Source organism: Streptomyces sp. ActVer (assembly GCF_027270795.1).
In the GTDB taxonomy this organism is placed as follows: Bacteria; Actinomycetota; Actinomycetes; order Streptomycetales; family Streptomycetaceae; genus Streptomyces; species Streptomyces umbrinus_A.
In genome coordinates this window covers 42,697-57,186 of sequence record NZ_JAPWHT010000009.1, presented here as the reverse complement: position 1 = coordinate 57,186, position 14,490 = coordinate 42,697, and the positions used below count along the sequence as shown (strand labels likewise).

Annotated in this window: 13 protein-coding genes and 1 pseudogene; 6 read left to right on the top strand and 8 right to left on the bottom strand. The window is 69.7% G+C overall.

Annotated features, from left to right (window positions below; all coding sequences use genetic code 11):
- Positions 1–305 (bottom strand): annotated as a pseudogene (locus O3Q52_RS03170) (amidohydrolase); the annotation flags it as partial.
- A 238-nt stretch (positions 306–543) separates the two neighbouring features.
- Between O3Q52_RS03170 and O3Q52_RS03165 the strand changes: the two are divergent.
- Entirely contained in the window at positions 544–1,548 is a 1,005-nt protein-coding gene (locus tag O3Q52_RS03165; RefSeq protein ID WP_269647219.1) for a LacI family DNA-binding transcriptional regulator, read from the top strand.
- A gap of 120 nt (positions 1,549–1,668) precedes the next feature.
- Here O3Q52_RS03165 and O3Q52_RS03160 read toward each other — a convergent pair whose 3' ends face one another.
- Entirely contained in the window at positions 1,669–2,229 is a 561-nt protein-coding gene (locus O3Q52_RS03160; RefSeq protein WP_269647218.1) for a TetR/AcrR family transcriptional regulator, read from the bottom strand.
- A gap of 95 nt (positions 2,230–2,324) precedes the next feature.
- Between O3Q52_RS03160 and O3Q52_RS03155 the strand changes: the two genes are divergently transcribed.
- Together O3Q52_RS03155 and O3Q52_RS03150 are read left to right on the top strand one after the other, a co-directional pair.
- Positions 2,325–3,065 (top strand): SDR family oxidoreductase, encoded by a 741-nt coding sequence (locus O3Q52_RS03155; RefSeq protein WP_269647217.1) that lies wholly within the window; start codon positions 2,325–2,327, stop codon positions 3,063–3,065.
- Between the two features lie 285 nt (positions 3,066–3,350).
- Positions 3,351–4,598, top strand: a complete 1,248-nt coding sequence (locus tag O3Q52_RS03150; RefSeq protein WP_269647216.1) for a MalY/PatB family protein — start codon at positions 3,351–3,353, stop codon at positions 4,596–4,598.
- 54 nt (positions 4,599–4,652) lie between these two features.
- On the opposite strand, the gene O3Q52_RS03145 is transcribed toward O3Q52_RS03150, so the two are convergent.
- The gene (locus tag O3Q52_RS03145) at positions 4,653–6,053 is read right to left on the bottom strand and encodes a cytochrome P450 (protein WP_269647215.1); all 1,401 of its coding nucleotides are present in this window, start codon (positions 6,051–6,053) and stop codon (positions 4,653–4,655) included.
- Positions 6,054–6,204: 151 nt separating this feature from the next.
- Entirely contained in the window at positions 6,205–7,311 is a 1,107-nt protein-coding gene (locus O3Q52_RS03140; protein ID WP_269647214.1) for an NAD(P)/FAD-dependent oxidoreductase, read from the bottom strand.
- A gap of 314 nt (positions 7,312–7,625) precedes the next feature.
- Between O3Q52_RS03140 and O3Q52_RS03135 the strand changes: the two genes are divergently transcribed.
- Complete coding sequence (locus tag O3Q52_RS03135; RefSeq protein ID WP_269647213.1) at positions 7,626–8,441, top strand: SAM-dependent methyltransferase; 816 nt, start codon at positions 7,626–7,628, stop codon at positions 8,439–8,441.
- Between the two features lie 105 nt (positions 8,442–8,546).
- Here the strand turns inward: O3Q52_RS03135 and O3Q52_RS03130 are convergent, their stop codons facing one another.
- From O3Q52_RS03130 to O3Q52_RS03120, 3 genes are all read right to left on the bottom strand, one after another.
- Positions 8,547–9,452, bottom strand: coding sequence for a helix-turn-helix transcriptional regulator (locus O3Q52_RS03130; RefSeq protein ID WP_269647212.1), 906 nt, complete (start codon positions 9,450–9,452; stop codon positions 8,547–8,549).
- Positions 9,453–9,475: 23 nt separating this feature from the next.
- The gene (locus O3Q52_RS03125; RefSeq protein ID WP_332112846.1) at positions 9,476–10,324 is read right to left on the bottom strand and encodes a hypothetical protein; all 849 of its coding nucleotides are present in this window, start codon (positions 10,322–10,324) and stop codon (positions 9,476–9,478) included.
- Between the two features lie 185 nt (positions 10,325–10,509).
- Positions 10,510–10,935 carry a hypothetical protein gene (locus O3Q52_RS03120; RefSeq protein ID WP_269647211.1) on the bottom strand — a complete coding sequence of 142 codons (426 nt, stop codon included), beginning with the start codon at positions 10,933–10,935 and terminating at the stop codon, positions 10,510–10,512.
- A 90-nt stretch (positions 10,936–11,025) separates the two neighbouring features.
- On the opposite strand from O3Q52_RS03120, the gene O3Q52_RS03115 reads away from it, so the two are divergent.
- Positions 11,026–11,526: a hypothetical protein gene (locus tag O3Q52_RS03115; protein WP_269647210.1), complete on the top strand. Its 501-nt coding sequence runs from the start codon at positions 11,026–11,028 to the stop codon at positions 11,524–11,526.
- On the top strand, positions 11,507–12,604 hold the full coding sequence (locus O3Q52_RS03110) for a M1 family metallopeptidase (protein WP_269647209.1): 1,098 nt from the start codon (positions 11,507–11,509) through the stop codon (positions 12,602–12,604). Before O3Q52_RS03115 ends, O3Q52_RS03110 begins: the two co-directional genes overlap by 20 nt.
- 40 nt (positions 12,605–12,644) lie before the next feature.
- On the opposite strand, the gene O3Q52_RS03105 is transcribed toward O3Q52_RS03110, so the two are convergent.
- The gene (locus tag O3Q52_RS03105; RefSeq protein ID WP_269647208.1) at positions 12,645–14,378 is read right to left on the bottom strand and encodes a serine/threonine-protein kinase; all 1,734 of its coding nucleotides are present in this window, start codon (positions 14,376–14,378) and stop codon (positions 12,645–12,647) included.
- Positions 14,379–14,490 lie beyond the last annotated feature (112 nt).

Genomic DNA, 14,490 nt, shown 5'->3' with positions numbered 1-14,490 from the left:
ACGCCGAAGGGGGCGGGGAGTACGAGGGCGCCGACGTGGAACGCCGACAGTAGTGGGGTGGCCTCGGCGGGCGGCAGGTACTCGATGCCGAGGGGGCTGGAGAGGGACACCAGGGCGAGGCCGAGCCCGTCGGCGGCGGCAAGACGCGTACGGGCCGCGATGTCGTGGTCGGCCGGGTCGACCTCGTAGGGCGGTTCGCCGTCCGCGTGCAGGGTCCAGCCGTCGAGGTACGGCGGTGTGGTGCGGGAGCGCAGCAACTCGATGAAGTCGGGTGGCCAGATGTGCTGGTGGACGTCGGTGGGCACGCGGCGGTCCTCGGGCTGGCAAGGATAAGAGGAAAGGACAAATCAGGCGGTCAACCGAGGTTAAGCGTTTCACTTACGCGGTTAACTTAAGCGATTAACAAGCGGGCCTGTCAAGCATGCGTTGGCGGCGGCGACCGGGCCCGTGCTCAAGAGCGGCACCCGAGTACGGACGGGACCACGGCGGTGCCCGGCGGGCCGGGTGCCCACAATGCGGACGCGTCCCGGTAGGCTTCCCGGCATGGCCAGGCCCAGCAAGCGCACCACCCTTCGGGAGGTGGCCGAGGCCACGGGCCTCTCCACCGCCGCCGTCTCGTACGCCCTGCGCGGCAAACACGTCTCCAAGGAGACCGAGGAGCGGGTGCGCCAGGCCGCGGCCGAACTCGGCTACGAGGCCGATCCCATCGCCCGTGCACTGGTCAGCGGCCGCACCAGCATGGTCGGCGTCCTCGCGGGCGACCTCCAGGACCTGTGGCAGCAGCAGTTGATGGCGGCCATCGGCCGGGAACTGCTGGCCGGCGACCGCTACGCGCTGATCCTCGACGCGGGTGGCGACCCCGACCGTGAACTGGCCCTCGCCAAGCAGCTTCGCGACCAGCGGGTCGACGCGCTGCTGGTGTCTCCCGTGAACCCGTCCGCGAAGGGCTGGGCCGCGATCGCCGACTCGCTGCCGGTGGTCGCCGTCGGCGATTCGCTGAGCCGGGCCCGCACGGCAGGCCAGGTCATCTTCGACAACCGCGCCGGCATCGACGCCGTACTGGAGTATCTGCACGGCCTGGGCCACCGCCACGTGACCGTTCTGACCCCTACCCGCCCGAGCACCCCGGACCGGCCCGCCGACGTGTATGTCCGCGAGGCGGCCGACCGCCTCGGCCTACAGGCCGAACTGGTCCCCTGCCCGCAGGAGTTGGGCGAGGCGACGGCGGTGGCGCGCGGCGTTCTGGACGGGGCCCGCCCCGCGACAGCCGTGTTCTGCTTCTCGGACTCACTGGCGTACGGGGTGTACGCGGCCGCGGCCGACGCCTCACTTGAGGTGGGCCGGGACGTCTCCGTGGTCGGCTTCGACAACCATCCGGTGTCTCGGGTGCTCACCCCGCCGCTGACCACCGTGGACTGGGGGCTGACCCAGATCGCGGCGGAGGCGGCACGGCTGACGGTCGCGGCGATCGAGGGCAAGCGCGTATGGAAGAAGCGGGTGCTGTGCGCACCGCAGATGAGCGAACGCGGGTCCGCCGTGCGGGTGTGAGACCCCGGCGAGCGCCTGGCCGAGTACGTCGCCGACCGGCCTCGGCGGGAACCGGAACCCGCCTCTCCCGATCCACGGCGCTCACCCCTCCCACTCCCCGCCCTCACCCCTCCCCCGCCCTCACCGGCCCGCGTCCCGCCAGCGGAGGCCGTCGAGGATGACGTTCATCAGCGGCCGCGCCTTCGACTCCCATTCGGCCCGGTTCAGGCGGCCGAGGTAGGCGATGAGCAGGAGGACTCCGGGCGCGTCCACGTCCGTGCGGATGGAACCGGCCGCTTTCCCGGCGTCCAGCAGGTGGCCGAGGGCGCCTTCGATGGGGTTCTGACTGTGGGCGACGAGGTCCTGCCACGCGGCCGGCTCCAGCGCCGCCAGGACGCCGTGCTTGATCTCGGCGTAGTCGATCACTCGGTCGAGCCAGCGACGCAGGGCTTCCACGGGCTCGTGGTCCACCAGCAGGGCGGAGGAGGCGGTCACGAGTTCTTCGACGTCGCGCCGGTAGACCTCGGCGAGGAGCGCCTCGCGGTTGGGAAAGTTCCGGTAGAGCGTCCCCTGTCCCACGCCGGCGCGCTTGGCGATCTCGTTGAGGTGGACGTGGCTCGACTCGGCAAGGGCCGCACGGGCGGCCTCCACGATGCGGGTCCGGTTCCGCTCCGCGTCCGGACGGCGTGCGGGCGTACTCATGGGCCTCTCCTGATGTTCCGCCTCCGACAAGTGGACACGTGTCCGGTAGGCTGAAACACACAGCGGACACGTGTCCACTTTACTTGGAGGCAGTAGTGCTATCTCTTGACGGCAAGATCGTCGCCATCACCGGGGCGAGTGGCGGTATCGGCGAAGCCACGGCCCGGCTGCTCGCGCGGCGCGGCGCCGCGGTCGTCCTCTCGGCACGGCGCAGCGAGCGCATCGACGCCATAGCGCAGGACATCCGGGAGCAGGGCGGCCGCGCCACCGCGTGCGTCGTCGACGTCACCAAGGCCGAGGACCTGCGGCGCCTGGTCTCCACCGCCATCGACGAGTACGGCCGTATCGACGTACTGGTGAACAACGCGGGCATCGCCCCGATCAGCCCGCTGGCCGACCTCGACACCGAAGGCTGGTCGGCCATGATCGATGTCAACCTTCGCGGCACGCTCAACGGCATCGCCGCCGCGCTGCCCGCCTTCCGCGAGCAGGGGTCCGGCCACCTGGTGAGCATCGTCTCCGTGGCCGGACTGACCGTGTCCCCCTCGATGGCTGTCTACGCCGCGACCAAGAACGCGGTGCGCACCGTCCACGAGGGGCTGCGCAAGGAGTCCACCGACGGGGTGGTGCGCACGACGGCCATCTCGCCGGGATACATCCGCACCGATCTCGCCGACTCCATGGCGGACCCGCACGTCCGCGACCAGACACGCAAGAACATGGACGCGATGGGCATCCCTCCGGCGGCAGTCGCCCGCGCGGTGGCCTTCGCCATCGAGCAGCCCGCCGACGTCGAGATCGGCGAGATCAACGTTCGACCCACCGTCCAGGCGTGACACGCGACCGGCAGCCATACGAGTGTGCCGACGGTCGCGGCGGGTCTTCGTCACGCCGCCTTCGCTACCCGGCGGCCCCGGGCAGCGTGTGCTTGGCCAGGCGGCCTTCCTGCATGACCAGCACCACGTTCGCCGCTGACGGCCATGCGTGGGGCGGGGTCCCAAAACAGTCGAGCTGGCCGCATCATCGTTCTGTCCGTCCACAGACCGCCAGCCGATCGAAGCCGCCGTACTCGCGGCCGCCACCACCTACAGGCCCGCATCGCCCGGACGTTGGAGGACAGCGTGACCGAGACCACGAAGCAGGCAGTGTCCGAGGACGCCGAGAGCAGAAGGACCGATCCCCTTGTGCAGGTGTCCCTGCAGCAGTTGCGAAGGCGTACCAGCATGAAGTGGCGCGCCCATCCCGAGGACGTACTGCCCCTGTGGGTGGCGGAGATGGATGTCCCGCTGGCTCGCTGCGTCGCCGACGCGCTGCACAGGGCCATCGGCCTCGGCGACACCGGGTACGCCCACGGAACCGCCTACGCCGAGGCCCTGGCCGCCTTCGCCACCGACCGCTGGCAGTGGGACGGCCTTCTCGTCGGGAACACGGCCATCGTGCCCGACGTCATGATGGGCATCGTCGAGGTCCTCCGCCTGATCACCGACCCCGGCGACGCCGTCGTCGTGTGCTCGCCCGTCTACCCGCCGTTCTACGCCTTCGTGGGCCATGACGCCCGCGAGGTGATCGAGTCTCCCCTGGGCCCCGACCTGCGTATCGACCTCGATGCCCTGGAGGACGCCTTGGTACGGGCGCGGCGGCACGGCCGATGTCCGGCATTTCTGCTGTGCAACCCGCACAACCCGAGCGGTGTCGTGCACACCCGCCAGGAACTGGAAGCCATCGCGGCACTCGCCCGTCGGCACGGCGTCCGCGTCGTCTCCGACGAGATCCACGCCCCGCTCGTACTGCCGGGCGCCACGTTCACGCCGTTCCTCAGCGTGCCCGGCTCCGAGAACGGCTTCGCCCTGATGTCCGCCTCCAAGGCGTGGAACCTCGCGGGACTCAAAGCCGCCCTGGCCATCGCGGGCGAGGAGGCTGCCACCGACCTCCGCCGGATGCCCGAGGAGGTCGGTCACGGGCCCAGCCACCTGGGGATCCTCGCCCACACGGCCGCGCTCCAGGAGGGCGGGGACTGGCTCGATGAACTGCTGGGCGGGCTCGACGCGAACCGGACCCTGCTGGGGCAGCTCATCGAGGAACACCTCCCCGGCATCCGGTACCTGCCGCCCCAGGGCACCTACTTGGCGTGGCTGGACTGCACGCGGCTGGGACTGCACGACGAACACCAGGCCAACGGCCCGGGCGTCGTGGCCGACCTCGCCGGTCCGGCGCAGATGTTCCTCGACGAAGCCCGCGTCGCCCTCAGCTCCGGCCACGTCTTCGGCACCGGCGGCGCGGGGTGCGTACGCCTCAACTTCGCCACCTCACCGGCCGTCCTGCGCCAGGCGCTCGACAGAATGGGGCGCGCGGTGCGGAAGTTGAGGTGAGGCCGGCACGCGGGTGCCGGCCTCACCTCGGGTCCCGCACCGCGCGTGGCAGCGTCAGCGGCCGGCTCGGATCAGGCTCGTCAGATAGCGCCACAGTGACGAGCGCTGTCGGGCGGACGGGTCCGGCAGCGCCGTCTCGGCCGGTTCCGCCGCCGGGTCGTGCGCCGGCGGCTGATCGGGCACCGAGGCGAGTTCGTACCGCACGGGCAGCGAGCGCAGGCCCCGCATGAAGGGCGAGGAGCGCCACGGGAGTTGGTCGACGGGGAGCGCGAGGTCGAGACGCGAGAACCGCTCGAACAGGCGGCTCACGCCCACCGCCGCGACCGTGGACGCGAGTTCGCGAGCCGGGCACTGACGGCGGCCCGCACCCCAGGACAGGTGCGCCCGGGTGCTGACGGTGGTGCTCTTCGCCGCGCTGTCGGCGAAGAGCGGGTCGGCGTGCGCCGCCGCCGAGGAGACCCAGACCGGGTCGCCCGCGCGGATCGTGTACTTCCCGAGCGTGGCGTCCTTGGTGGCGAAGCGCGGCACGAAGTTCACCAGCGGCGGCTTGCGCATGACCACCCGGTTCATGGTCTCCCTGACCATCCCGGCGGACAGGCTGGCACGCGCGCCGCCGTCGCCCGAGAGGACCTCGACCACCGTGTTGGAGATGAGGATGCCGACGTGGTCGGACGTCATGCCCAGCAGCATGAACAGCTCACGGGCCAGCTCGTCGAGCGAGAGGTCCGGGTGTGCGGCCAGCAGGTGCGAGGGGAAGTCGTCCCCCGGTGTCTTGAGCTTCATCGCCGCCAGTTCGGCCAGCGTCGCCAACAGGCGCTCCAGGGCGGGCTCCGCGTCCGGCCCCGCGTCCAGGACCCGCCACATGTCCATCAGCGCGTCGTCGCCCTGTGAACCGGGGAAGCCGAGCAGGTGACTTGCCACCATCAGCGGCAGGGGCCGGGAGAACTGGGCGGACAGGTCAGCGAGGCCCGTTCCGCCTGCCTGGCCCACCAGGGTGATCAGTTCGTCGGCGTAGGCGGTGACGGCCGTCTTGAGTTTCTTCGCCTGGGGATGGCGCGGGTCCTGGAACGGTCTGAGAGCCGTGTCCCACGCCGTACGCAACTGCGGGTATCCGGGACCGCCCTGGATCAGAACATGGTTGACCTCAAGGGACGGCCCGAGTGGCCAGTCGGCGGGGACGCGGCCCTCCGAGCGGGCCCGCCAGTTCTCCAGGCCCTTCGGCCAACCGTCGTCGTCCTGGAGTACCTCGAGTGACTCCCGGTAGCCGAGGACCAACCAGGCGGGTACGCCCAGGAGATCGACCGGCGCGACCGGGCCGTGACGCTGCCTCAGCCGCTCGTACACCAGCGAGGGGCGTGTCTCGTAGTCCCGGGTGAGCAGCGGTTCGGGAGTCATCGCCTCCAACGGTGTGTCGTCCAGATCCACGGATCCGCCGTCGCCCAACTGGGATTCCATCGTCTTGCCGCCCCTTCCGCACTCCCCGTACCGGCTCGCCTTCAGTCGGTAGTTGGAAACGTGGGGACCTTACCCCAGGGGGCATACCTGGGCGAACGACGGGTGCCTCCGTGGCGTCGTCGTTCGTGTGCGGGAAGCCGCGCGTCGTGTGTCAGGCCGCGGTGTACCCCAGTTGGCGCCTCATGTAGGGGGTCATCAGGGTCTTTGCCTTGGCCAGGGTGGTGGTTCGGCCGCCGAGCACCGCGGTCTCACCGCCCAGTACGGGCAGCATGGTCACTCCGTCCGCCTGGCCGAACGGCACGATGAGCGGGGTGCGGTGGATGGGCCGGTACGAGCGGGACTGTGTGCGGTGTTTGCCCGAACTGCCCAGGTAGGCGCGGATGTTGTGGGCGGCGAGGTCCGCCTGGGCGAGCGCGGCGGGGGTGATCTTGAGCTCGCTCGCGTCGTTCACGTCGCCGACCGCGAATACATCCAATCGGCCCTCGGCACGGAGCATTCGGTCGACCTTCACATGCCCGCTCGCGTTCAGCCAGTCGCCGTGTCCACCCAGGCGCAGCCAGAGCGTGTTGGGGGTGGTGCCCGTCGCCCAGAAGGAGCGGTCGGCCTCCACCACGTTCCCGCGCGCGTCGCGGTACGTGCCGAAGTCGTGGCCCGGGGACATGAACGAGTCGAGCCGCACCTCCACGTCGTGGGACTCCAGCCAGGCGCGGGCCTTGCGCCCGGCCCGCTCACTGCCCGTGGAGTGGAGCAGGGCAGGGCCGGAGTGGGCGAGCGTGACCCGGGCGTCCGGCCGGGCCAGACGGATCTCGGCGGCCAGCTCGACACCGGAAGGGCCACCGCCGACAACCAGTACATGATCCGCGGTGGCGACGCTCTGCTGGTGTCCGGCGAACGACTTGGCAGCCTCCTCGGCGGTGGTGCCGGAGAAACGGGCCGGTTCCGGATAGTCGGCGCCGGTGGCGATCACCACCACGTCGTACGGGAGGCGCTCGCCCGTGGCCAGCACCACCTCCCGCTCGGCGGTGTCGACACGGACCGCCTTGCCCACGGCCACCCGGCCGTTGCCGAGCAGCCGGTCGTACGGGATGAACGGAGCCATCGTCCATTCCGGACGCACTCCGGCACGCAGGGAGGCGATGCGATGGAAGAAGACCTCTTTGCGATCGACCAGCGTGACCCGCGCCGTCCCGTCCAGCCGTTTCGCCAGCCGGACGCCCGCGTAGCCGCCGCCTATCACCACTACGTCGCCGTCACGCACGCCGAATCTCCTGCACCTCTGGGGGGGGCGAGGGCCGCGGCGGGTGGGGCGCCGACATCGACCACTCGACTGCCGGAGAGCGTAACGCTTGAAACCTAAAGGGCTCATGAACTTCTGTGTGCGTTCTGTGAAGTGACGGCGCCGAAGTCGACTTTCGGTCCGCCCGGAGAACACAAACAAGTCATTGGCCGGCGAACCACGGACAGGTTGGGCCGGCGGATTTACATGATCCAAACCCGGGCAATAACGTGGCTCTCCATGACTGGTGCTCGACAGTTCCGCGGTTCTCACACTACGTACACACAGGAGTGTCCATGACTGATGCACGAGAGAACTCCGACCAGGAGGCACTCTCCAAGATCGACACCACCGTGCCTCAATCGGCCCGGATCTGGAACTACTGGCTGGGCGGCAAGGACAACTACGAAGTCGACCGCATAGCCGGTGACGCGTTCCGTGACATTTTCCCGGGGATCGAGACCGGAGCGCGCGCCGCCCGCTACTTCCTCGCCCGCGCCGTCCGTCATCTCGCCGCCGAGGAGGGAATCCGGCAGTTCCTGGACATCGGCACCGGGCTGCCGAACGTGGACAACACCCATGAGATCGCCCAGCGGGTGGCCCCGGAATGCCGGATCGTCTACGTGGACAACGACCCCTTGGTGCTCGCACATGCCCGCGCGCTGCTGGTCAGCAGCTCGGTGGGGGTCACCAACTACGTCGACGCCGATCTGCGCGACCCGACCACGATCCTGCGGGAAGCGGCGAAGACGCTGGACTTCGACCAGCCTGTCGCCCTCATGCTCATGGGCATCCTCGGCCACATCGAGGACCACGACGAAGCACGTTCGATCGTGCGGCAGTTGGTGGACGGTCTGCCGGCCGGCAGCTTCCTCGTGCAGTACGACAGCACCGACACCAGCGATGCCTATGTCGATGCCATCCGGCAGTACAACGAGGGCGGCTCGATCCCGTACATCCTTCGCAGCCCCGAGCAGATCGAGCGCTACTTCGACGGTCTGGAACTGCTCGAACCCGGCGTGGCCTCGTGCTCCCGCTGGCGTCCCGACACCGAGGCCTGGGGCCTCCCGGCGGAAGTGCACCAGTACGGAGGCGTCGCCCTCAAGCGCTGAAGTCCGCCTACGGGCAGCCCACTTGGCGTACGCCGCCGCGACGACCGCCGGGCGCGACGACCGGTGCTCACTCCGTCGACCACCGCGAGTCCTGATCCGTTCGGGTCAGGTCTCCTGGAGGATGCGATGGAGGATCGTGCACGTCGCGTCCGGCGAATCGGCCTGGACGACCACGCGGTTCATGACACCCCAGTAGTACTCGATCTCGCTCGGCTTGTCGGGATAGACGGCACTGGCGAGCTGTTCCAGGTACACCATGTCGGGCAGCAGACCGCCGGGCAGCCGCACGATGGTGACCGGACCACCGGCCGCGGCGTGACCACCGGCGAGGAACGGCACGATCTGTACGGTGATCTGCGGGAGTCGGCAGATCTCGATGAGGTGCTGGAGCTGGGCGCGCATCGTTCCGGTGCCGCCCACCGGGCGACGCAGTGCCGCCTCGTCGATCACGGCCCAGAACTGAGCCGCTCGCTGCCGGTGCAGGATCTGCCGGCGTCGCATGCGCAGGGCGACCCTCCGGTCGATCTCCTCCGCGGAAGCCTCCGGGCAGGTGAGCCGGACGGCGGCGCGAGCGTAGTCAGGAATCTGCAGCAGGTCCGGAACGACCTGGGGCTGGAAGCAGCGGATGAGGCTCGCCGCCTGTTCGGCCCCGAGGTAGGCCTGCATCCAGGCGGGCACCACGTCGTTGTACGGCTGCCACCAGCCGGGGGTGTTGGCCTGTCTGGCCAGAGCCATCAAGGTGGCGCGCTCGGCCTCGTCCGTGACCCCGTAGAGCGTGAGCAGGTCGGACACGTCACGCATCTTGAACCCGTGGCGGCCCCACTCCATTCTGCTGATCTTGGACTGGGAGGCGCGGATGGCCTCGCCCGCCTCCTCACGGGAGAAGTGCAGCTCCTCCCGCAGTCGACGCAGTCGTGCCCCCAGCACCAGACGTGGCACCGTCGGCCCCGCGGTCCGGGCGTCCAGCTCGGAGCCCGCCTCAGGTGTGCCTACGGTCTCTGTGGCGCCCATGGATGTTCTCCCTGGCGTTGAACTCAACTACCCGCGCATACAAGCGCGTTGGCCGTCATTCTAGATGACTGGGTCCATGGGCCCTGCCGTCGGCGCCTCCAGGGGCGTACGGCAGGTGGCCGTGGATCACACGGATCCACGGCCACCTGCGGGTGCCGGACGTTCGATGTCAGGCGGTCTTCTTCTGTCGCCGCTCCAGCGCGGTGGCGGCTCTGCGCCGCTTGGTGTCGGCCACGTCCACCTGGGTGCCCGGGCCGGCTCCGGGCTCGTCGGCCCAGGTCCGCTTTGGCCACGAGTTCCGTCAGCCGCTTGTCACCGGGCGGTACGTCGATGGAGAACAGCGCCTCGTACGGGCGGTCGTCGTCCCCGCCCCACCGCACGACACCGTCGCACTCGGCGAGGATGTCGCGGATCACCATGAGTTGGAGCGGGAAGAACCCTCCCTCGGCTTCTGGCGGGTTGTAGGAGCCGGGCCTGATCGCGACGGCGGTGCCGGACGCCTGGTTGCCCTCCGCCCGCTTCGGCTTCACCCGGGCCGGTGCGCGCCAGCCGGCCAGGTCTCCCTTGCGGAGTTCGTCGATCTCGTAGTGGAAGCGCCGGACGACGTGCACGAGGACCGTCTCCACGTCTCCGATGCGTACGTCCACGTCGAGGCCGGTGCCCGGTACGGGGCGGGTCCACACCGTGGAGACGTCGTTGGCCTTCTCCTCCAGCTCCCAGCCGTTGGGCGATGTCGGCCGCTCGGGCGCGTCGTCGGGCCCGGGTCTCCCGGCGGCCACCGCCGCGGCGGGCAGGGCCAGCACGGAGCCACCGCCCACCAGGGTGACGGTGCCGAGGACCGCGGTGTGCCTGACGACGTCGCGTCGCGTCATGCCTGTCATGCCGGTTGTCACGCTGTTCGTACCCTTCACCTCAGCCATTACGGGAGAGCCGGTAGTACTTTTCCAACACCCGGTACAGGACGACGAGTTCACGGCCGTACTGCAGGGCGGGAAGGTTCGGTTCCCCGTCATTCGTCGCGGGGGGACCGTTGTAACGGCTGAGGATTCTCTCGGAGTCACCCTCGCTCGTGTTCAGCCCCGGCCTCGGCAGGTTGATCTGGTGGGCGTTGAAGATCGTCAGGTAGGCAGCCGACTTGATGTTGTAGATCGGGTCCCTCGTTCAGCTGGGTCCACACCGACGGCTTGTCCCTGGGGGCGTCCAGGATCGAACCGTTGATGATGCCCTGCTCGACGCAGTGGTTCCTCGCGTCGATGGCCACCCAGGCGAAGATCTGGGCCCAGCCGGTGCTGCAGTCGTCGTCCACGCCGGTCTTGACCGCCGTGTCGGCGACGACGTCCAGTGGGTTGAACTTGCGCAGTTCCCACAGCACCGGAGCCTGGATCAGGGCCTTGCGCACCCTGAGTTGCCGGGCCAGCGAGGTGAACAGCCAGTCCACGGAGAGGACCAGGTCGAACGCGTTGGTGTTGGAGATGCCTCCCACCGGGTCGAGGCCGGCTCGACCGCGCCCGCCACGGTCTTCCCCACCGACTCCTCGGACCCCGAGTCCTCGGAGCCCGGGTTCCTGGCGTTCATGGAACTCCTCCTCTCCATCACCGAACCCTGCCTGATGTACGAGCCGACCGAGGAGCCTCCCACGGAACCGCCGGAGGAACCGGATCCCACGGAGCCGCCCCTCACGCCCCTCACTCCCCTGCCCGAACCGTTACCGCCGGAGGCAACGCCGCCCCCGGTGGAGCCCAGAGACCCTGCTGACGCCAGGAAAGAGGTGGAGTTGAGCCCCGTCGAGAAATGCGATGCCCGTATCCACTCCCGCCGCATCGCGAAAGCCCTCAAGGACACGCCCGACCCGACACCGGAACAGGTCAAGGACGTCCTGCGCGGCCTCGGTTACGTCGACCTGCGGATCCACGGCCCACAACGCTCCGGCGAGAGCGTGGAGTTCACCCTCGACCTGCGGCTGCTGGGCGGTGAGCTGTGCCTCTCCGGCAAGGTCACCGGCACGAAAACCGTCACCGATCCGTACGGCGGTTCGCCCGAGGTCGGCTGCCCGGATGTCCGACGCCTGCGCTGAACGGCGGTTGCCGGCCACGGAACTCCATGCCCGGCAACCGACGCCCGGGATCTGCACGGCGTTGCGCATCAGCCTGCCGAAGCCGCTCGCGCGCGGTGAGCGGACGGCCGTCGCCTTCGACGTGTCCATCACCGTGCCCGAGCGCAACGCCCGCTTCGGCCGTGAGGGCGCGTTCCGCTTCCTGGGCAACGCCCTGCCCGTGCTCGCCGTGCACGACGCCAAGGGCCGGCACCTCGATCCGTACGTGGCGACCGGTGAGAGCTTCTACGCCCTGGCGAGCGACTTCCGGGCACGCATCGACCACCCCGAAGCCCTCAAGGTCCCGGCGACCGGCCGCACTTGGACCAGCCCCGGCAAGCGCGGACGTACGGTCACGCACAGCGTCGCGCACCGGGCCCGGGACTTCGCGTGGGCGGCGGGCCCGTTCCGCACGGCGACCGAGACCTCTCCCGGGGGCGTGCGCGTGAAGTCGTACTGGGCGCCGAACACACCCGCCGCGGGTGTACGCCTCAACCGCAAGGACGGCGTCGCCGCCATCGACCGGTTCGGCAAGGAGTTCGGCCGCTATCCGTACGGCGAGATCGACCTCGTGATGACCAAGGAGTTCGGCGGCGGCATGGAGTACCCCGGCCTGGTCCTCCTCGGCACCACCGAAGAGGGCAGCGCCGTTGTCCACGAGGTGGCCCACCAGTGGTGGTACGGCATCGTGGGCAACGACGAGTACGGCGCGCCCTGGCTCGACGAGAGCTTCGCCCAGTACGCCAACGCCCGCTTCTACGGCTGGGACACCAGCGACTGCTGGTCCGACGACTGGCCGAGCGAGAGCACCGCGCTCACCAACTCGATGGCCTACTGGGCCAAGCACCGCGACGAGTACCACCTGATCTACACGGCCGGCCCCTGCGCCCTGGCGCGCCTGGAGGACACGCTCGGAGCCGAGCCCATGGCACGCCTCCTCAAGCGGTACGCCCGCGACCACTGGTACGGCCTCTCCACCACCGCCGACTTCAAGAAGGCCGCGCAGTCCGTGACGGACAAGGATCTGGGCCCCTTCTGGGAGAGGTACCGCATTCGCTGAGATCGCGCGGAAGCGTAGGGACGAGGTGATGGCCCCGGGATCAGCTGTCGGCGGCCATCACTTTGGTCACCTTGCCCTGGGTGTCGGCCTCCAGATAGCCGCCCTCGCCGTACTCGTTGCTGAGGTACACAGCCATGGCGGCGGGGGTGTCGCGCAGCTCATTCGGCTGTCTCACCAGCAGGTAGCGGCTCGTGGGGCTGTCTACGTTCAACTTCTTCCGAGCCTCGGCAAGCAAGGCGGGAACAGCGTTCCAGTCGAATTCGTCCAGGCTGTACGGCTGGTTTCCGCCGGACAGCGAGCCCTTGATGATTCCCTTCTCCAGGCCCCGGTCGACACGGTAGGTGTACATCTCGTACTGGGTCCGGCTTCCCTTGACCATCACGTAGGCAGAGATGTGCTCTGGGTACACCGAGAAATCGCCGAACTGATCGCTGCCCGTCTCCTTCTTGAACGCCTTGATCGCGGTGCGGATGCCGTCGGGCGTCAGCAGATCGGTGGTGCTGACCTTTTTCGTCTGCCCGGGCGTGGGCGTCGAGGCATCCACGGACGATTCGGTCGTCGACGTACTGCTGCTCGACGGTGTCGCTCTCGCGCCGCTCCCCGCACCCCCGGAGGACGAGGAGTCGGACTTCTCCCCGTCCGGCACCAGGGCCCACACGAGGACGCCGACGAGCGCTGTCGCCGCGGCGGACAGGACGACCCTGGACCAGCGCCTGTGCCGAGACGGCCGGCCCGGCGTCGGCGCACCGGCAGGTGCCACTGGGTACGACGTGGGAGGGCCAGGCGGCCCGGGAACCGCGTCCTGAGGTGTCGGGTACCCGGTCGGTGGGCCGAACTCGCCCGACCCGGAAGGAAACGGCGGGGCGGGTGAGGCAGCCGACGGAGGCGTCAGCCGGTAGGAAGTGGTGCCCTCGGCCACGGCGGCGGCCACTCCGTCCTCGACCACTGAAGCCAGCATCCGGTCGAGGGTCTCGGCATCGGGCCGCGCGGCGAGGTCCCGCACCAGCACACGCATCAGTACGCCCGCCATAGGCCGGGCCTTCACCGGTGGCGGGACCTCCTCGTAGAGGACGGCCGCGAGGGTGGCCAGCGTCGTGCCCCGGCGCAGGGGGTGTCGGCCCTCGACGGCGGCGTACAACATCATCGCCAAAGACCAGAGGTCCGAAGCCGCTCCGCCGTCGTTGCCCGAGACTCTCTCCGGCGCCATGTAGTCGGCCGTGCCGATGATCGACCCGGTGGCGGTCAGAGCCGTCGATTCGCGGATCGCCGCGATCCCGAAGTCCGTGAGCACGGGGCGGCCGTCGGGACGCAGCAGCACATTGGCGGGCTTGACGTCCCGGTGCTGGATGCCCGCGTCGTGCGCGGCGCGCAGTGCGGCCAGCACCTCGCGTCCGAGCCGGGCCGTCCCGGTCGTGTCCATCGGTCCACGGCCCAGGCGGTCGGCCAGCGATCCGCCGCCGACCAGTTCCATGACGATCCACGGGTAGGTGCCCTCGCCGCCGTCGACGATGTGATGGATCGTCACGACGTTCGGGTGGTCGATCCTGGCCAGCGCCCTGGCCTCGCGGAGCACCCGCTCCCGCAGCATCCGCGCGCCGTCCGGGTCGTACTCGGCCAGCCCCGCGTCCGGCGGCCGTACCTCCTTGACGGCCACGTTCCGGTGCAGCACGAGGTCCGTGGCCCGCCAGACCGTTCCCATCCCACCGCCGCCGAGCCGCGACTCAAGCTGGAACCGCCCGTCGATGACGCGTCTGTCGCTGTCCCCCTCGCTCATGCGCGGGAGCTTAGAGGACACGTCCGACAGTGCTTTCCCCGGGCGGGGCAGTAGACGGCACGGGTCAGGTGCTGATCCCGTGAGCGGGGCCCGTCAGGCGCTTACTTCCCGG